The sequence below is a fragment of the Vreelandella venusta genome (assembly GCF_007989605.1).
Classification (GTDB): Bacteria; Pseudomonadota; Gammaproteobacteria; order Pseudomonadales; family Halomonadaceae; genus Vreelandella; species Vreelandella venusta.
Genome location: NZ_BJUL01000009.1, coordinates 24,310 through 42,030 on the forward strand (window position 1 = coordinate 24,310; position 17,721 = coordinate 42,030).

Annotated in this window: 14 protein-coding genes; 6 read left to right on the top strand and 8 right to left on the bottom strand. The window is 53.1% G+C overall.

All coding sequences use genetic code 11. From position 1 onward, the window contains the following. Nucleotides 1-65: 65 nt before the first annotated feature. The 6 genes from HVE01_RS11760 to HVE01_RS11785 form a co-directional block, all read right to left on the bottom strand. A complete protein-coding gene (locus HVE01_RS11760; RefSeq protein WP_146944296.1) occupies nucleotides 66-2,918 on the bottom strand; it encodes a molybdopterin-dependent oxidoreductase in 2,853 nt (950 codons plus the stop codon). Between the two features lie 24 nt (nucleotides 2,919-2,942). After that, a complete protein-coding gene (locus HVE01_RS11765; protein WP_146944298.1) occupies nucleotides 2,943-3,146 on the bottom strand; it encodes a twin-arginine translocation signal domain-containing protein in 204 nt (67 codons plus the stop codon). A gap of 79 nt (nucleotides 3,147-3,225) precedes the next feature. Continuing rightward, a complete protein-coding gene (locus HVE01_RS11770) occupies nucleotides 3,226-3,879 on the bottom strand; it encodes a TorD/DmsD family molecular chaperone (RefSeq protein WP_146944300.1) in 654 nt (217 codons plus the stop codon). A 4-nt stretch (nucleotides 3,880-3,883) separates the two neighbouring features. Further along, on the bottom strand, nucleotides 3,884-5,602 hold the full coding sequence (locus tag HVE01_RS11775) for a 4Fe-4S binding protein (protein WP_146944302.1): 1,719 nt from the start codon (nucleotides 5,600-5,602) through the stop codon (nucleotides 3,884-3,886). A 186-nt stretch (nucleotides 5,603-5,788) separates the two neighbouring features. Further along, nucleotides 5,789-6,412, bottom strand: coding sequence for a DUF3306 domain-containing protein (locus HVE01_RS11780; protein WP_146944304.1), 624 nt, complete (start codon nucleotides 6,410-6,412; stop codon nucleotides 5,789-5,791). After that, a complete protein-coding gene (locus tag HVE01_RS11785; RefSeq protein WP_146944306.1) occupies nucleotides 6,409-6,849 on the bottom strand; it encodes a DUF3305 domain-containing protein in 441 nt (146 codons plus the stop codon). The genes HVE01_RS11780 and HVE01_RS11785 overlap by 4 nt, the downstream gene beginning before the upstream one ends. A gap of 146 nt (nucleotides 6,850-6,995) precedes the next feature. Between HVE01_RS11785 and HVE01_RS11790 the strand changes: the two genes are divergently transcribed. The 5 genes from HVE01_RS11790 to HVE01_RS11810 are packed head-to-tail and all read left to right on the top strand — an operon-like array spanning nucleotide 6,996 to nucleotide 11,765. Continuing rightward, nucleotides 6,996-7,853 carry a formate dehydrogenase accessory sulfurtransferase FdhD gene (locus tag HVE01_RS11790; RefSeq protein WP_125751854.1) on the top strand — a complete coding sequence of 286 codons (858 nt, stop codon included), beginning with the start codon at nucleotides 6,996-6,998 and terminating at the stop codon, nucleotides 7,851-7,853. After that, on the top strand, nucleotides 7,850-8,485 hold the full coding sequence (gene mobA / locus HVE01_RS11795; protein WP_125751857.1) for a molybdenum cofactor guanylyltransferase MobA: 636 nt from the start codon (nucleotides 7,850-7,852) through the stop codon (nucleotides 8,483-8,485). The genes HVE01_RS11790 and mobA overlap by 4 nt, the downstream gene beginning before the upstream one ends. Then, nucleotides 8,482-9,735, top strand: coding sequence for a molybdopterin molybdotransferase MoeA (moeA, locus tag HVE01_RS11800; protein WP_146944308.1), 1,254 nt, complete (start codon nucleotides 8,482-8,484; stop codon nucleotides 9,733-9,735). The genes mobA and moeA overlap by 4 nt, the downstream gene beginning before the upstream one ends. Continuing rightward, nucleotides 9,732-10,739 (top strand): GTP 3',8-cyclase MoaA, encoded by a 1,008-nt coding sequence (gene moaA, locus HVE01_RS11805; protein WP_213017540.1) that lies wholly within the window; start codon nucleotides 9,732-9,734, stop codon nucleotides 10,737-10,739. Before moeA ends, moaA begins: the two co-directional genes overlap by 4 nt. Before the next feature lie 3 nt (nucleotides 10,740-10,742). Further along, nucleotides 10,743-11,765 (top strand): CobW family GTP-binding protein, encoded by a 1,023-nt coding sequence (locus HVE01_RS11810; RefSeq protein WP_146944310.1) that lies wholly within the window; start codon nucleotides 10,743-10,745, stop codon nucleotides 11,763-11,765. On the opposite strand, the gene HVE01_RS11815 is transcribed toward HVE01_RS11810, so the two are convergent. After that, nucleotides 11,745-14,858, bottom strand: a complete 3,114-nt coding sequence (locus HVE01_RS11815) for a bifunctional diguanylate cyclase/phosphodiesterase (protein ID WP_146944312.1) — start codon at nucleotides 14,856-14,858, stop codon at nucleotides 11,745-11,747. The two genes, HVE01_RS11810 and HVE01_RS11815, sit on opposite strands and share 21 nt — an antisense overlap. A gap of 184 nt (nucleotides 14,859-15,042) precedes the next feature. Here HVE01_RS11815 and HVE01_RS11820 point away from each other — a divergent pair, with 184 nt between their 5' ends. After that, complete coding sequence (locus HVE01_RS11820) at nucleotides 15,043-15,948, top strand: LysR family transcriptional regulator (RefSeq protein ID WP_125751869.1); 906 nt, start codon at nucleotides 15,043-15,045, stop codon at nucleotides 15,946-15,948. Between the two features lie 86 nt (nucleotides 15,949-16,034). Here the strand turns inward: HVE01_RS11820 and HVE01_RS11825 are convergent, their stop codons facing one another. After that, entirely contained in the window at nucleotides 16,035-17,552 is a 1,518-nt protein-coding gene (locus HVE01_RS11825; RefSeq protein WP_146944314.1) for an NCS1 family nucleobase:cation symporter-1, read from the bottom strand. Nucleotides 17,553-17,721 lie beyond the last annotated feature (169 nt).

Below are 17,721 nucleotides of genomic sequence, written 5' to 3' on the forward strand. Positions count from 1 at the left end.
TCCTCTCACCAGCGCGGGCATTTCCCCCCGCTGGGTTCTGTCAGGTCGGTCGAGACGTTATTGGCTTAAGCCCGCTCAATTCGGCAGATGGTGCACTTAGTTTCCTGCATCAGTGTCACCGGGTCATAGCCATAGGTGGTGGCGGTATTAGCCGCCTCACCAATGACGTACGGGTCAGACCCATCCGGATAACGATCCCGTAAGCTCTCGCCTTGGAACATGCCGCCAAAGTGGAACGGCATAAAGGCAACGTTGCGATCAACCCGGGGCGTGACCAAGGCTTTCACCTTCACTCGACCACCTTCTGCACCCTCAACCCATACGTCGTCGCCATCACGTACGCCAATATCATTAGCATCCGCGGGGTTCATCTCGACAAACATCTCTTGCTGTAGCTCGGCCAGCCACGACATAGAGCGTGTTTCTTCACCGCCTCCCTCGTATTCAACCAATCGACCCGACGTGAGAATAATCGGATAATCAGCGCTGTTATCACGATCCTGGATGGTTTTGTACATCGTGGGCAGACGCATAATTGAGTCAAAATCGTCCCAGGTGGGATAGCGTCCGACCAGGTCGCGACGAGTGGTATATAGCGGCTCGCGGTGTTTAGGCACTGCATCTGGGAAGGTCCATACCACGGCACGTGCTTTTGCGTTGCCATAAGGCGCGCAACCACGACCTATCGCCACCCGCTGGATACCGCCTGAGAGGTCGGTTTTCCAGTTTTTACCTTCAGCGGCGGTTTTCTCAATGTCAGTCAGGTCATCCCACCAACCGAGATCTTTGAGCAGTTGGTCGGTAAACTCGGGGTAGCCGTCATCAATCTCGCCATCTACTGGCGCAGAGCCCTCCGCCAGCAAATTAACGCCGTCGCGTTCAATACCAAAACGGGCCCGGAAACCCATACCGCCTTCCATTACCGGTACGCTGGTGTCATAGAGGTTGGGTGAGCCAGGGTGGTTAAACTCTGGTGTGCCCCAGCACGGCCACGGCAGCCCATAGTAATCACCGTCGGCAGGGCCACCTTGGGCGCGTAAGTTCTGAAAGCTGAAGGTATGCCAGTTTTTCTGGTGCTCTTTGAGACGCTCAGGGCTTTGACCTGTGTAGCCAACAGTCCACATGCCACGATTGATTTCACGTAGCACGTCTTCAATCAGAGGCTCGTTGCCGTTCATCTCAAAGTTCTTCACGAACTCGTTACCAAAGCCAAGCTTGTTGGCAAATAGGTACATTATTTCGTGATCAGGCTTTGCTTCAAATAGCGGCTCAATGACTTTGTCGCGCCACTGAATAGAGCGGTTGGTGGCCGTCACGCTACCAGTAGTTTCAAACTGGGTCGCCGCAGGCAGCAGATAAACACCATCAGCGCGGTCGTGCATTACCGAGGCAACCGTGGGATAGGGGTCAACAATGACCATCATCTCAAGCTTCTGCATGGCTTTTTGCATTTCCACGCCGCGAGTTTGCGAGTTGACCGCGTGCCCCCAGTAGAACATCGCTTTTAGCGCGGTGCGCTGGGAGATATTTTCATCCTCTTCCAGTACACCATCTACCCAGCGGGATACGGTAATACCGCTGGAGTACATCGGTTTTCCATCAGCATACTCGGTATCGTCAAAGCGGCCTTTTAGCCACTCATAGTCGACATCCCACACCTGGGACCAGTGCTGCCATGCGCCTTCAGCTAACCCGTAATAACCGGGTAACGAGTCACAGCCAAGGCCGAGGTCGGTAGCCCCCTGCACGTTATCATGGCCCCGCAAAATGTTGGCACCACCGCCGGACTTGCCAATATTGCCCAGCGCCAGCTCTAGAATACAGTACGCGCGAGTATTGTTATTACCGGTAGTGTGCTGGGTACCGCCCATACACCAGACCACGCAGCCCGGACGATTGTCAGCAAGCCGTTTAGCCACATCAAACATGTCCGCTTCCGGTACGCCTGTAATGTCTTCCACGACACTTGGCGTGAACTGAGCCACCTCGGCACGCACTTCATCCATACCGTAAACACGCTGGCTGATATATTCGCTGTCTTCCCAGCCATTCTCAAAGATGTGCCACAACAGCCCCCAGATATAAGCAACGTCCGAGCCAGGGCGCAGGCGTACGTATTTATTGGCTTTTGCTGCGGTACGCGTAAAGCGCGGATCGGCGACGATGATGTCGCAGTTATTACGCTCTTTAGCGATGAGAATATGCTGCATTGCGACCGGGTGAGCTTCACTCGGGTTGGAGCCGATGAACAGAATCGCCTTGCTGTTCTGCATATCATTGAGCGAGTTGGTCATCGCACCGTAACCCCAGGTATTGGCAACACCTGCCACGGTGGTGGAGTGACAAATTCGTGCTTGGTGATCGGTGTTGTTGGTGCCCCACATGGAGGCCAGCTTGCGCATCAAGTACGCCTGCTCGTTATTAAACTTGGCCGAGCCAAGCCAGTAAACACTGTCTGGGCCATAGGCGTCACGCAGTTCAAGCAGCTTATCGCCTATTTCATTAACCGCATCGTCCCAGCTCAGCCGCTGCCATTCACCCGCCACTAGCTTCATGGGGTATTTTAGGCGACGGGTAGAGTGACCGTGCTGGCGTAGCGAGGCCCCTTTGGCACAGTGAGCACCACGGTTAATCGGGTGGTCAAACGCGGGTTCTTGTTTTGTCCAAATGCCTTCTTGAACTTCTGCATAGACACCACAGCCCACCGAACAGTGGGAACAAATGGTGCGTTTGGTCTCAACGGGTGAGTCTAGTACAGGGGTTTTATTCGCCGACTCGGCGCGCTGCATCATCGGCGCGCCCATAAAGCCCGCAGCTGCTACGCCACCGGTGGCGACGCCACTACGCTTTAAAAATTGACGACGGGAGATTCCAAGCCCTGAAGCGTTGGCAGTATTCGTTTTGCGAGTTAGACGCATGGCAGTTCTCCTGGCATTTCGCCGTCAATCACGCAGCGACGCATAGTACGCGCGAATATGGTCAGTTTCGTGGTAATTCGTTGTTTGTTTTTTAGGCTCAATCGATGTGGTGTTATCGGCTTGAGCTAGCGTGACGTGACCTACAGCAGCGGCCGCACCGGCAGCGGCGGTACCTAGCCCAACGGTTTTCATAAACCGACGGCGCTCAGAGTTGTGTGACGTGTGCATGGGTTTCTCCTCTATCATGCCCTTATTCTTCTGCATGGCCAGCTGGCCCTATTATTCGCTTACCGCTGCGCACTGCCACTCACGGTGTGACGTCGCGCGCCGCGCCGGCTGCGGTTGTCGTTGGCTCCACAATCCGCACCGCTTGATAGGCCGCTCTTTCGCTCAACGTTGCCTGCTCGCTTTCCATAAACGCGCCGCCTAACTGGCCAAGCGATGCGTAAAAAACAGTGTCGACTCTAGTGAGGTCGTCAAAGCAGCGCGTTGACCAGGGAGCCATGTGTTGCTGGAAGAAGTAGCTCTGCTCGCTGCTCTGGGACGTAATCAGCATTGCCATCACCTCACATATAGCAGCCAAATGATCTTCTGGCTCGCGGGTATGCTCGCTACGCTCAAACCCCAGCGCGCGAAGGTCCTGGCGTAATGCAACTAATGCTGCCTCCATTAATTCCCCATTTCGGTACCAAGACGCATAAGGCACTATCTCGCCCTGAATGACGCCAACCAGAAGACGAAAGTGGGCACGCTGCAGGCTATCTACACTGCTTTGGCCAGCAGCATTTGAGAGCGCTGACCAACACTCCGCCAATCGGCTGCCGTCTTGTTCAATATCTAGACTGGCTAGCCACGCTAATAACTCACCGTCGGGCGCCTGGCGTAGCAAACTGGCTAAGAGCTGATAAATATCGGCCCGCAGTGCGTCTGTATCGCTAAGTGTGGGCATTGCATCACTCATTGCTTTACACCTTTAGTTGCGCATCAGGGTCACGGATCATGGTTTTCCACACATCTTTAACCCGGCAGTCCTCGCACATTTCTAGCCGCGCGAGTGCATCGCCCGCGAAATAGGGGTGGTTAGCCAGCTTCGCTTTGATGGTCGCTACCGTACTGGCAGTGGCAAACGGCTTGCCGCAGCCAATACACTCAAAGGCCGCCTCTTCGTGACAAACTTGCCGTGTGTCGCGTTCCGGCGCCGCTAAAAAACCAGGAAGTAGCGTAATCGCGCTTTCAGGGCACGCCTGTTCACATAGCCCGCACTGCACACAGTCGGACTCCAAGAAACTTAGCGCGGGTGTATCGCCCCCTGCTTTCAGTGCCGGTGTCGGACAATTACTCACGCAGGCATGACAAAGCGTGCAGGCTTCACGATCAACTTGAATGCCGCCATAAGCGGCCCCGTCAGGCATGCTATGCCGGTCATTACTAGGCGTTCCAAGCGCTGCAAGTGTTGCGAGCACTTGATTAAAGCGGGCGCGCTTATGGGGATCGGTAAAGGTCAACGCAGCATCGGTTAATGGCGTAAGCGTGGGAAGTGCATCGCGTTCAACCGCCGACTCTGGCGGCAGCAGTTTAATCCGCGCGGCATCATGCCCCAGTGCGTCCAGTAAGCCGTGGGCTTGAGCAACTTGGTGGGTGATGAACGTGGTTAAACGAGGCGGCATCCCATCGTGCAACTGAATACGCACCTCGGCAGCCCCGTTCGCCAGCGCGGTAAGCCACTGGTCGTGGCCAGCAGCCCCCAGCTCTTCAAGCGGGGCATCAAGCAGATGGCCTGGCGTAACAGCACCTGCTTGGCGTTCAGCATCGAGAAAGTCATGGGTGACAAAACGCATCACAGGCGCTTGACCGCCCGCCTCGCGATAGGCGGCCAGCCACGTCGCTAAGGTGTCTTGCTGACGACGGGTTTCCGGCAGGCGAAATTCAATCGCACCGGTTGGGCAAGCACTGGTACAACTGCCCACCCCCTGGCAAAGGAACGGGTCAATCTCAATACGCGATTCAATGCGCCCTTGAATGCTGGAAATGGCATCTGCCGGACAAACATCCAAACAGCGAGTACAGCCCACGTTGCCACTCGCGGAGTGTGCGCAGAGATCACTATTAACCTGGAAGTAACGCGGTTTATCGAATTCACCAACGAGTTCAATAACGCTTTCCAGAATTTCACCGCGCCGCGCTTCTTGGGCTAGCCAATCCAGACACACATAGCCCGGCGGTGGGATTTCCCATACATGAGTGGCCTTCGACATGGCTGCTGCCGTTAAGTCGAGCACCACGTCAAACACATCACGCTCAATTAGTGCTTGAGCCAAATTGAGTGTGTCGCCATTCGCGGGCGCTACCTCAACGCGAAAGGCACCCAGATAACCAGTGATGCGCAGTTGAGATTGTTGGGTATCGGTTAGCGTTTGGCAGATGAGAGGCTCGTTGGCCGCCGCTAAATCAACGGTAGAATCCGTTGTTAGCAGTGTCAACGATGCCAAGCCACGCCCCTGTAACACTCGGGCAGCTTGGCTAACATCGTGTGAATTGCCCATCAACAGCGCATGACCGCGGCTGTGATAAGTCACATTAGCAGGCGTTAAGTTAACCGGCCACGAGATACGCTGGCGTACCGCTTCGCGGGCGGTGACGTTAACCTGGTCATCTACCGATGCCAGTTGGATTCGTTGGTTCATGCATTCTCACGGTCAGAAAGTCTTTTTTTTATAATTAAAAGTTATGTTATTTACTTTAATGGCATATCTTAGCGCTTTCCCTACCTTGAGCGTATGGTGCTTACGCGTTTTTCGCCACTTTAAAGCGCATCAGCGTCTCAACGCATCATCAGAAAAATCACCATAACCAACTGTTTATAAAAACACTTACTCCTTTTTAATACGTTCGTCTAGCTTGCTGTTAGATGAATCAGACTGGTCGTCTATTAACGCTGTTGTTGCGCAACCACTCTCGCTTATACAAGCATTAACGTCTTCATGTGGGGTAGAAGTTCCGTCATCCGCGATGCTCTCACCAGCTGTTTCTGCTGGCCTATCGACTGCCTCTTCCGCTTTGTTTGCCCAGCGGCGAAGCTTGCCTGCAAGCTCAGTGGCCATAGGTTTAAGCTGCTGACGATAATCAGCATCGTAGTCATCCAACCCATCGCGTACGTTGTAGTTACCGGTGGCCCATAGCCTTTTTAGGGCACGGCGGCGCAGTGCAGCGCTGACACCAGGTGCCATGAACGCGCTAAAATCACTGCCTGCCGGTAAACTATCAGGGTCGGGTAAAGTGTGATCCAAGCTGCCAGGAAGGGGACGCGCGTCATCAACGTTAGCCTCTGCATCCAACGACTCAGTTTCGCTGGAAGTAGCACTTAGCGCATCGGCCTCTAGCCCTAGCTCTGACTTCGGCTCTGCGCTGCCGTTGGGAGGGTTCTCTGACGCTACGTCTGCTTCGTTGCTTTCAACGCCACGCTTTTTACGTGACCAGCGTTCAAGCCTGCTCACTGGGGCTGCTCCTTGGTCGGGGTGTCTTTAGCCCGACCGGCTCCCTTATGCTTCTTTTTGCGCTTTTCTGATGGCGCTTCACCATGGCGCGCTAAATAGCTTTCCAACCATACCTGAATCGCCATCGGCATCGATGCTTCGAGTACCTGCTGTTCACCATCAAGCCACCCCGCCGCAACATCTTGGCTTGCAGTAATAGCATCAGGCTTGGGCGCTTGTCCGGTAAAACCAGCGCGAACAAAAAGACGCGGAGTTACTGACGTAAGGTTAAAGCGGTAGGCCGCACGCTCGGTCATCGACAGTTGAAGGCTAAGCACATAGTCACCTTGCTCACCTGGCGTCAGCTCGGCGATACGCCATTGCGTTAAGGTAAAGCCCCTCACCTGCTTGGGCTCTGCCACCAAGGTAATGCTCAAAGAGCGCAGATTATCACTCATACGGATAGACCACCTTAGACCTTGAATGGGTAGACAAGTAAGCCTTTTGAGCGCCATCATCGTCAACTCAGAGTGTTTTACTCAACTATTATAATTTACATGTATGCGTTACATGATTCTTCACTAGGTTCCAACGAGGATTGCGGATGCCCGCCCTTCAGTTAAGCCGAGCCCGCTTACCGGCCACGACGACAATCGATGTGCTGGATGCTTACGGCGACTCCCGCCAACAAGCCATCGCCGCAGAGCGCGCGCTGACGGTTTACCTCAATAAACGTGAAATTGTCACGCTAATGACGCTAGGCGATGACCCTGAAGCCTTGGTGGTGGGCTATCTACGCAACCAGGGATTACTGCGCCGCGCGGAAGACTTATTGGCGGTACAGGTGGATTGGGAGGTCGAGTCCGCCGCCGTCGTCACCGATTATTTACCTGACGATTTAGACAACCGGCTGAGTACTCGTACCGTCACCACGGGTTGCGGTCAGGGGACCGTGTTCGGCAAATTACTGGAACAAACATCGCTCTCTGCGTTACCTGAGACAACGCTGGCGCAATCAACGCTTTATCAGTTGCTAACCAATTTGAATACCTACAACGAGACTTATCGCAGCGCGGGAGCAGTACATGGTTGCGCGCTGTGCCAGCAAAGCCGCGTGCTCGACTTCGTTGAAGATGTCGGGCGTCACAATGCGGTGGATACCCTGGCAGGCCACCAGTGGCTCAACCAGGCCGAAAGCAGTAGTGCTGATATTTTCTATACCACTGGCCGCCTAACTTCCGAAATGGTGTTGAAAGTGGCGCAAATGGGGATCAGCGTGCTGGTTTCACGTTCTGGGGTGACCCAAAAAGGCGTGGAGCTGGCGGAACGCTTCGGCGTGATGCTGATTGCTCGGGCTAAGGGCAAACACTTCCAGGCGATTAATACCGCTAACCGCCTAACGTTAGATGCCATTCCAGCCAAGCCACCCAGTGCGCGCACGTCTAAGGAGGCCGGTCTATGATCACCCCGCAAACCCTCACTGGCATGATTCTCGCGGGCGGTGAAGGCCGCCGTATGGGTGGGCGTGACAAAGGCCTTGAACCCTTCGCGGGACTACCGCTCGTGGCCCATGTGGCTCAACGCTTTGATAGCCATGTATCCGAACTATTGATCAACGCCAATCGCAATACAGATGCCTATGCACTGTTTGCAAGTCGGGTTATTGAAGACGTGGAAGGCGGCTTTAAAGGCCCGTTGATGGGCATTTATAGTGGCCTGCGCGCTGCTAAAACGCCCTGGCTACTGGTTGCCCCTTGCGACTCACCTGCCCTACCTAATGACCTAGTGGCGCGTATGGTGGCGGGCATCACCTCAGAGAGTGGTGAACACGATATCGCCGTTGCGTTTGACGGCGAGCGCCTGCACCCAGTCGTCGCACTGCTGCGCACCTCGCTTGCCGATGACTTAGCGAATGCGCTGGCTGAGGGCGAACGTAAAATTGACCGCTGGTACGCTCGCCACTCATGGTGCAAGGTCGATATGTCGGATTGCCCGGAAACATTTGCCAACCTCAATACCGAAGAGGAAAAGGCTCGTTTGGAGCTAACGCTAGGTTCTGTCGCTAACAACGCTGCCTCGAGGGAAACACCATGAGCCTGTCGTGCTTCGAACTCGGTGAGCAAATGCTCAGCGTTGACGCAGCGCGAGAGGCACTACTGTCCTTGGCTGAACAGCCCGTTGCGGTAGAATCGGTAGCGCTGAGCCAAGCTTATGGCAGACGCTTAGCCACCGATATCATTGCGCCAATTAACGTGCCACAGAATACCAATGCAGCCATGGATGGTATCGCCCTGGCGTGGCCAGGAGAGCAACCTCATCAAACTCAATGGCCGATTGCAGGCGATGCTTTTGCCGGACAAGCGTTTGAAGGCAGCGTACCTCTCGGCCAATGCGTACGCATTACCACGGGTGCCCCGTTACCGTCAGGCACCGACACCATTATCATGCGCGAGCAGCTTAGCGAGCATAACAGCAGTGTCACCGTTGACTCTCCCGATCGAGTTAGCCATGGTCAGCATGTGCGCCAAGCAGGGGAAGATATTGCCCTAGGCGAGGTAGCACTGGTAGCTGGCACGCGGCTAGATGCCGCCTGCTTGGGGTTAATCGCCTCACTGGGCTATGGTGAGGTTTGTGTTTTCAGGCGTCCAAAGGTGGCGATTTTCTCTACTGGAAATGAGGTCACTCCCCCTGGCGAAGCGCTGCCCAGCGCAGGCATTTACGACACCAATCGTTTTACATTGCTGGGCCTGCTCAACGAACAGGGTGCTGAAGTGATGGATCTGGGCATTTTGCCTGATGACCCCACCACCATTCAAAATGCCCTGGCTAGCGCGGCGACGCAGTGTGATTTAGTTATTACCAGTGGAGGCGTTTCTGTCGGCCAGGCCGATTACACCAGGGAAGCGTTGGAAACATTAGGCCAATTAGCTTTTTGGCGCGTGGCGCTGCGCCCCGGGCGCCCCATGGCCTGCGGCTGGCTGGGTGAATCGCGCAAGCCATTTGTCGGCTTACCCGGCAACCCCGTTGCGGTCATGGTAACCTTTAGCCAATTCGTAGTGCCATTATTGGAACGTTTACAAAAACAATCTCCCGTTCCACCGAGGCGTTTAACAGCCATTACCCAAACTCCGCTAAAAAGTCGCCTAAAGCGCACCGATTTTATACGTGGCATTTATTCAAGCGATGCTCACGGTGTGCTGCAGGTACGTAGTACCGGAGCGCAGGGGTCTGGGATTTTAACCTCGATGGTAGCTGCTAACTGCCTGATTGAGCTGGGTGATGATCAAGCAGGCGCCCAGCCAGGCGACGCAGTCTGCATTCAACCACTGACGAGGTGGCCATGACTAAACAACCAATTGCTGAAACACTCATTGATGATTTCGGCCGTCGTGTTAGCTATGTACGCATTTCCGTGACGGATCGTTGCGACTTCCGCTGCGTTTACTGCATGAGCGAAGAGATGACCTTCCTGCCAAGAGCGAAAGTGCTTACGCTGGAAGAACTCGCCATGGTAGCTCAGGCGTTTACCGAGCTAGGCGTTGAGAAAATCCGCTTAACTGGGGGCGAGCCGCTAGTACGTAATGGCATTGAGCAGCTTGTGGACGACATTGGCGCGCTGCCGGGGCTCAACGATTTCACCATGACCACGAACGGGGCCAGTCTGCGTAAACACGCCAAACGGCTCTATCAAGGGGGGCTGCGCAGACTCAATATCAGCCTTGACTCCCTTGACCCAAAGCGCTTCAAACAGCTGACTCGGACAGGTGATTTAGCGAAAGTGATTGACGGCATTCACGCCGCTAAAGAAGCTGGTTTTTCACGTATCAAGCTTAACGCAGTAATTCTAAAGGGGCGCAATGATGATGAAGTGCTGGACCTCGTTACGTTCGCTCGCCAAGAAGAGCTAGATATCAGCTTTATCGAAGAGATGCCGCTGGGCGATGTGTCTGATCACTCTCGAGCCGAGACCTTTTACTCTAGTGACGACGTTCAAGCACTGATCGAGACACGCTACCCGCTCATGCCCACAACGGAAACCACACCTGGGCCTTCGCGCTATTTTAAAATGGCCGATAGCAGCAGTCGGGTTGGCTTTATTTCGCCCCATAGTCACAACTTTTGCGATAGCTGCAACCGCGTACGGGTAACCGTTGAAGGCCGTCTACTGCTCTGCCTAGGCAATGAACACTCTGTCGATTTACGTGCTGTACTACGCCGACACCCTGGCAATATGCTGGCGTTGAAAACCGCCATTATTAATGCCTTGCCGCTCAAGCCCGAGCGCCATCACTTTACGACCGATGGCGATGTCCAGGTGGTGCGCTTTATGAATATGACAGGGGGTTAAACGTTGTCAGCTACTCGCGTGCCAGTGCATATCATTACGGGCTTTCTAGGCAGCGGTAAAACTACGCTTATTCACGGCCTAATCGAGCAAAAGCCTGTGGATGAGAAGTGGGCCATTTTAGTCAATGAGTTTGGCCAAATAGGCATTGATCAAGCGATGTTTGAGCAGCGCGACGACGTCGTTGTCAAAGGTCTCCCCGGTGGCTGCCTATGTTGCCAGCTGGCCTTTGTGCTACAGGCTGCATTGGTCAATTTGCTCGCCCGTAACAAACCAGACCGCGTCATTATTGAGCCTTCGGGGCTTGGCCATCCAGCTGGCTTACTCGATTTACTGCGCGGCGAAGCCTTTCAAGATGTTGTCGCCGTGCACGATATTATTGCCACCCTAGATCCGCGCCGGTTAGATGAGCCTCGGGTCCGTGAACACGAGACCTTTCAAGACCAGTTGGCCATGGCCGATGCCATCGCCATTACGATGGGCGAGCAGGCCAGTACCGAACAGCATGAACATGCGCAGCGGTTTGTGACGGAGCTCTGGCCACCACGCAAGTGGGTTCATCGCAGTGAGCATGGCACGATGCCGCTATCGCTGCTGTTAAACAGCGCCCAGACCCGTGCCCAACAAGAAGATACCGCTGTTCCTGATACGCACCGCCAAATGATGGCAACCCCGACACTGGAAGGCACTTTTTTTGATACGGCTCCTGCGCCTGGTCAGCCTCAGCACAAGACGGCTAGTGCCCTTGGATATACCAGCACAGGTCTTCGCTGGCATCCCAGTGAACGCTTTGACCTTGATCGTTTGGCCGCTCACTTGAGTGAGTTTCCCGCATCTGCGCGAGTAAAAGGCGTCTTTCATACCGAGCAGGGCTGGAAGCAGCTCAATCGAGCCGATGGAACACTTAGTCTCGGCAATAGCGCCTGGCGGCAAGATTCGCGGCTGGAGGTGATTACCCCCGACAATGACGCTAATACCCACACCAATTTAGTGACAGAACTGCAATCATCAGGAGCGCTGTTGAGCTAAAAACGTTTTCTCGATAGCATCTACCGGCATAGGGCGTCCAAACAAATAACCTTGAAAAGCTTGGCAGCCATGAGCCAGCAGCCACGCTTTCTGGCTCTCTGATTCGACGCCTTCGGCAATGACATCAAGATTTAAGCTTTTTGCCAGGGCAATCGTACTTTCCACAATGGCCGCATTAGCACTGCTTTCTAACACTTGATGGACAAACGACTGATCGATCTTAAGCTGATCAAGCGGCAACTGGGCAAGATACGCCAGCGATGAATAACCGGTTCCAAAATCATCCAGAGAAAAACGCACACCTTGGGCTTTCAGGCTCAGCATTTTGTCACGCGCATCGTCGCGCGCTTCCACAAACAGCGACTCGGTAACTTCAAGTTTGAGGCGCTCAAGCGGTGCCTTTGTACGCACAAAGACCTGCTGTAAGCGAGACAAGAAATCACTATCGCGGAACTGCAGTGGGCTGATATTCACCGAAATCGTCAGCTCATGCAGGTGTGGCGTTGCTGCCCAGCAAGCTAGCTGATGGCACGCCTCTTCAATGACCCACTCGCCAACCTCATTAATCAGCCCGGTGCTCTCTAAGAGCGGAATAAACTCGCCAGGTGACACCATGCCACGCTCTGGATGCTGCCAGCGTAGCAGTGCCTCAACGCCCGTATAGTGGCCACAGCGATCAACTTGAGGTTGGTAATAGAGACGCCACTGATGACTCTCTAATGCCTGCCGCAAGTCGGCTTCAAGCTTAACCCTTGCCAGTAGCGCAGCTTGCATCGAAGGATCAAAAAAGCGTATGGCACGACGCCCACTCGCCTTCGCCTGTAGTAAAGCCATGTCGACTTGCTGAAGGTAGTCTTCGGCGCTTCGCTGGCTATCGGACACAACCGTAATCCCGACGCATGCGGTGACCATGATCTGTTCTTCAGAAAAATTAACTGGCTCATCAAGCGCCACCAGAAGTTTCTGGGCAATATGCTCTGCTAAGCGACGTGTCTGACGTGGGCTTCCATCGATGTCTTCAATAAGCACGGCAAATTCATCACTCCCCAGGCGAGCCAACGTATCGGTATCGCGCAACATTTGGCCAAACCGCTGGGCAACCCGCTGAAGCAACTGATCGCCGGCAAGGTGCCCCAGGGTATCGTTAATATGGTTAAAACGGTCGATATCGATCACCAGTAACGCCCCACAGCGCTGGTGGCGGTTTAGCTCTTTGAGTGCTGTCTCCATTCTGTCCATAAACAAACGTCGATTTGCGAAGCCTGTTAATGGATCATAAAACGCAAGTTGGTGGATCTCTTGCTCAGCGGCTTTGCGCTCACTAATATCGCTCATGGTGGCAACGTAGTTAGTCAGCACACCGTCTGCATCGTAAACAGCACTGATCGTCAGCCACTCAGGGAACAGCTCACCATTTTTGCGCTGATTCCAGATTTCGCCCTCCCAGCTTCCTGTGGTCATCACCCGCTTCCACAAGCGACGATAAAACGCTGCGTTATGGTGACCAGAGCTAAACATACGTGGGTTCTTGCCGATCACCTCAGCTTCGCTGTAGCCGGTTATACGCTTAAACGTCTCATTAACTTTTAAAATATCTCCCCGTGCATCCGCCACTATGATGCCTAGATGCGCTTGAAAAGCAGCCGCTGCAATCTGCAGCTCAACTTCTGCGCGCTTCGCTTCGGTAATATCACGGTTCACCGATAACACTCCCTCAAACTGTCCAGCACTACTTATTAGCGGGCTCACGGTGGCATGAAAATGGTGTGGCTGCGCGTCAATGGTCAGCGGATACTCAAATCTTTCTACTTTATGCAACTGCTGCACTCGCTCAAAAACGGCGGCAAATGCACCAGCCAAAGGAGCTGGCAAGACCTGAGAAAAGTGCTTTCCCAGCGCATCTTGGCTTTTAACAAGCAGCTGCTCAGGGGAAGCCGCATGGATATAGCTAAAGTGCCCTTCTACATCAAATACAAAAATCAAATCCTGAATCGAGTGGACTAAAGCATCCATACGTGCGCCACGCGCTTGCGCTTCGGCTCTTGCTAGCTCTCGCTCTTTTATTCGCTCATGTAGTTGATAAGCTAACGCAAGGCGGTTTAAGTAGTGGCGAACACCCCAAGCCCCTAACAGCGTAATTAAACCAACGACCAACAATAACACCAGCAAACGCTGGCGCCATCCAGCCATCAGCGTATGAAGGTCAACACCTACAGCAACAAATACCGGATAGTCACTAATGCGTTGCATGTGAAATAAGCGTTTACTTCCGTCAAGGGGCGAGATCGCGGTTAATGTCCGAGTAACACTACCGCTGTTTAACCACTGCTGTGTCTCAGGCGCATCAAGCTGGCTACCAATAAACCTGCCTTCATGGGGAGCCGGGTGCCGAGCAACTACTTTTAGACTCTCATCTATCAGTGCCATGCTCTCACCGTCGTACACTCGCATTTGCTGCAGCGCACTATTGAGGATATGCGGCATGATACGAGACACAATCACACCAGCGAAGTCGCCCTGGTCATTCACTAGACGCCTGCCATGATAGAGAAAGAAACGCTGCTTGCTTGCCGACCAAATAAGCGGCGTCATCATTTCGTCTTGGTCACCTTGTTGAAAGGTGCTGAAAAAGACGCTGTCGCCAATCCCCTCCTCAACATCTCGATTAGCGTTACTGCTTAAACGTAGGCGCCCATGAGGGTCTAATACACTAACACTATAGATTAGCGGCACGTACTCGGTAAGATTGTCGAGCGCTCGTTGGACGGCAGCTGCACTTTCCGCCTCTAAACCATCCAATCCCAAAGAGTTTTCTTGGTGAACATTGAGCAACTCGGCCAGGCTAAACAAACCTTGGCTGCTCTTCCCAAACATGCCTATTACCCATTCTGACACCACGTTCGCACGAGCAATCACACGGGACTCAGCCGCAGTGACTTCTTGGTGATATTGGCCTTTGAGCAACCAGCCAAACAGCGCAATCATCATACATAAAGACAAAATGTAGAGCGTAATAACGCGCTGCTTTTGGCGCCGAAAGCCAGGCATTGCCTGGCTTTTGTTAGTTACCCGATCACTGCGAGGTAGCAGCATTATATGTAGGCCTTATTCAGATATCCCGCAGCACACCTGATACAGTATAAAAAGAATAGTGAAAAATAGACCACAACGGCTCCTCGTAGGCGGTTTTAAATAGTGGCGCGGCTTGTTTTTGATGTATATCTATTTTCAGCAAAAAGCTCATAAAAGTCGTTATTTTACTCAATAAGAGGCTGTCATGGCATCGTTAGGCCAAATGAGTGACTACGAAGTACGCTTAGTGCGTATTTTTAAAACGGTCGTGGAGTGCGGTGGTTTCACCGCTGCGGAAACCGCTTTAGGCATCAGTCGTTCAGCCATTAGCCAACACATGAATGATTTAGAAGGTAGGCTAGGCTTTTCGCTATGCCAGCGTGGCCGAGGCGGCTTTAGTTTAACCGAAGAAGGCAAGGAAATTTACCAAGCAGGTTTGACACTACTGACCGCGCTCGAAGCCTTTAAAAGCGATGTAAACGCATTACATCATACTATCAAGGGCGAACTGAATATCGGTATCACCGATAACTTGGTCACCTTGCCTGCTATGCATGTTACCCATGCGCTCGCCGAGCTGACCGCGCCAAATCATGAGGTCACCGTTAATATTCACATGGAGCCTTCAGATGCCGTTATTCGAAGCGTCATGGATGGCCACTTGCATGTCGGCGTTGTGCCCGCGGTTAACTTACCCTCCAGCTTAGAAACGCACCTGTTGTACGAGGAGCCTTCGTTTCTTTACTGCGCCGCTGGCCACCCGCTGTTTAATGCAACTGATGACGCATTCACATTTGAACAGATTGCCGCTTATCCAGCGATAACGCCTCGCTATCCACTCCCCAGCGATGCGCGTAAAGCACATGATGCGTTAAATTTACAAGCCTCTGCCTCTGACCGGGAGGGCGCTGCGTTTTTGATTCTCACTGGACGGTTTATCGGTTTTCTTCCTGAACATGTTGCCGCCCAATGGGTTAATGCCCATAAGATGCGCGCCATTCAGCCGGGTACCCAACGTTATCAGATTCCGTTTGTGCTAATCACTCGCCATGATCGCCGCCCCAACCGGGTGGTCGATGCATTTTTAGGATTTGTGAAAGGCGCAAAATAGCTCACCTGGTTATGCCAAGCACAAAATAATCAAAGCTCGGCTAAGTGCCGAGCTTTGATTATTAATGGCGTTTACTTATAACGAGTTTATGGCAGCTTTGCCGTCTCGCTGGCCATGTGTGGCGCGGGCCCTACCTGAGAAGATGATGTTAAAACGTGGCTTGCGGCGTAATAAACAATCGCGCCAAGCGCAGAGCCAGTAAACCAGCCATAGTCATAGAACCAGTTCATGGTGCCGGTTAACAGCGAGATTAGCGTCAGTGCCACCGGCACGCCGAACGCGATAAAACCCGCCACATTGACCGCAGGATAAGCACGGTTATCCATATATAAGCTAGGCACATCTAACCGCTGCTTTTTAATTAGGAAATAGTCCACTGCCATGATGCCTGCGATGGGGCCAAGCAGGCTGGAGTATCCCAGCAGCCAGTTTGAGTACATCTGCTCAAGCGACACCCCTTGAGCAATGATACCCGCTTTCTGCAAAAGGTCGTAGCCCATCAACAAAACACCCACCGCTCCGGTCATAAGCACACCGCGGGTTTGGTTAATCAGTTTTGGGGCAATATTCTGGAAGTCATTCGTGGGAGAAACAATATTCGAAGCGGTATTGGTGGAAATCGTGGCAATAATGATTAGCAACATGGCAAGCACTACCCAGAAAGGGCTTTCGATATAGCCAATCAAACGTACTGGGTCAGCAACCGTCTGGCCCACTAGCGACTCAGACGCCGCCGTTAATACAACGCCCAACGCTGCAAAGAAGAACATTGTCAGCGGCAACCCAATCACTTGGCCAACAATTTGATCTTTTTGGCTTTTGGCAAACCGGCTGAAATCAGGAATGTTCAGCGACAACGTCGCCCAAAACCCCACCATCGCAGTTAATCCTGCAAAGAAGTAGCCATATACTGATGCTCCTTCTGGGCGCGAGGGCGGTTGCGCTAATAACTCAGTCATCGACATGTGCGGCCATGCCCACATCATTAATCCAATCCCCACAGCAAGCAACAACGGCGCCGCTAGGGTTTCCAGCCACTTGATCGACTCAGCCCCACGAATGACCACAAAAAGATTCATTGCGCCGAAGACAAAAAAGCCAATGACTTCACCTACCCCACCCAGCGCAGCCCAAGCGGGGACCAGTTCGGATAACAGAAGATGAATAGCCAAACCACCAAACATCGTTTGAATGCCAAACCAGCCACAGCCTACGAGAGCCCGCACCAAACAAGGCACGTTAGAGCCTAAAATACCAAATGACGATCGCAGCACAACTGGAAAAGGAATACCAAATTTAGTGCCCGGAAAAGCATTTAGAGTGAGCGGAATCAGGACGATCACGTTGGCTAGAAAAATGGCAAAAAGCGCTTCGCCCACACTCAGGCCAAAGTAGGCGGTTAACACACCACCCAAGGTGTAGGTCGGTACACAAATCGACATCCCCACCCAAAGTGCCGCAATGTTCCATTTGCTCCAAGTGCGCTCACTCGCCTGAGTGGGCGCAATATCTTTATTGAAACGAGGACTATCACCTACGTCTTTGCCTACATCGAGTTCAATTAACCCCTCTCTGTCTACCATTCGGGATGTTGAGCCAGTCATATAGTCTCCTCAGCAGTGCTGTAGCCCAGTAAGTTCACGGTTTCAGTCTTTCAAGAGCAATAAGCGTGCCTAAAACAAAATCACAAACACTAACCCATTGATCGAAAAGCTGACTTACTAGGCAGACATACACATACTTATAGCGTGATTATTGTTATTCGCCTTTCAG

Coding starts and splice junctions, on each gene's coding strand:
- HVE01_RS11825 (WP_146944314.1), bottom strand. CDS start 17,552: ATGACTGGCTCAACATCCCGAATGGTAGACAGAGAGGGGTTAATTGAA.
- HVE01_RS11775 (WP_146944302.1), bottom strand. CDS start 5,602: ATGAACCAACGAATCCAACTGGCATCGGTAGATGACCAGGTTAACGTC.
- moeA (WP_146944308.1), top strand. CDS start 8,482: ATGAGCCTGTCGTGCTTCGAACTCGGTGAGCAAATGCTCAGCGTTGAC.
- moaA (WP_213017540.1), top strand. CDS start 9,732: ATGACTAAACAACCAATTGCTGAAACACTCATTGATGATTTCGGCCGT.
- HVE01_RS11765 (WP_146944298.1), bottom strand. CDS start 3,146: ATGCACACGTCACACAACTCTGAGCGCCGTCGGTTTATGAAAACCGTT.
- HVE01_RS11815 (WP_146944312.1), bottom strand. CDS start 14,858: ATGCTGCTACCTCGCAGTGATCGGGTAACTAACAAAAGCCAGGCAATG.
- mobA (WP_125751857.1), top strand. CDS start 7,850: ATGATCACCCCGCAAACCCTCACTGGCATGATTCTCGCGGGCGGTGAA.
- HVE01_RS11790 (WP_125751854.1), top strand. CDS start 6,996: ATGCCCGCCCTTCAGTTAAGCCGAGCCCGCTTACCGGCCACGACGACA.
- HVE01_RS11770 (WP_146944300.1), bottom strand. CDS start 3,879: ATGAGTGATGCAATGCCCACACTTAGCGATACAGACGCACTGCGGGCC.
- HVE01_RS11785 (WP_146944306.1), bottom strand. CDS start 6,849: ATGAGTGATAATCTGCGCTCTTTGAGCATTACCTTGGTGGCAGAGCCC.
- HVE01_RS11760 (WP_146944296.1), bottom strand. CDS start 2,918: ATGCGTCTAACTCGCAAAACGAATACTGCCAACGCTTCAGGGCTTGGA.
- HVE01_RS11820 (WP_125751869.1), top strand. CDS start 15,043: ATGGCATCGTTAGGCCAAATGAGTGACTACGAAGTACGCTTAGTGCGT.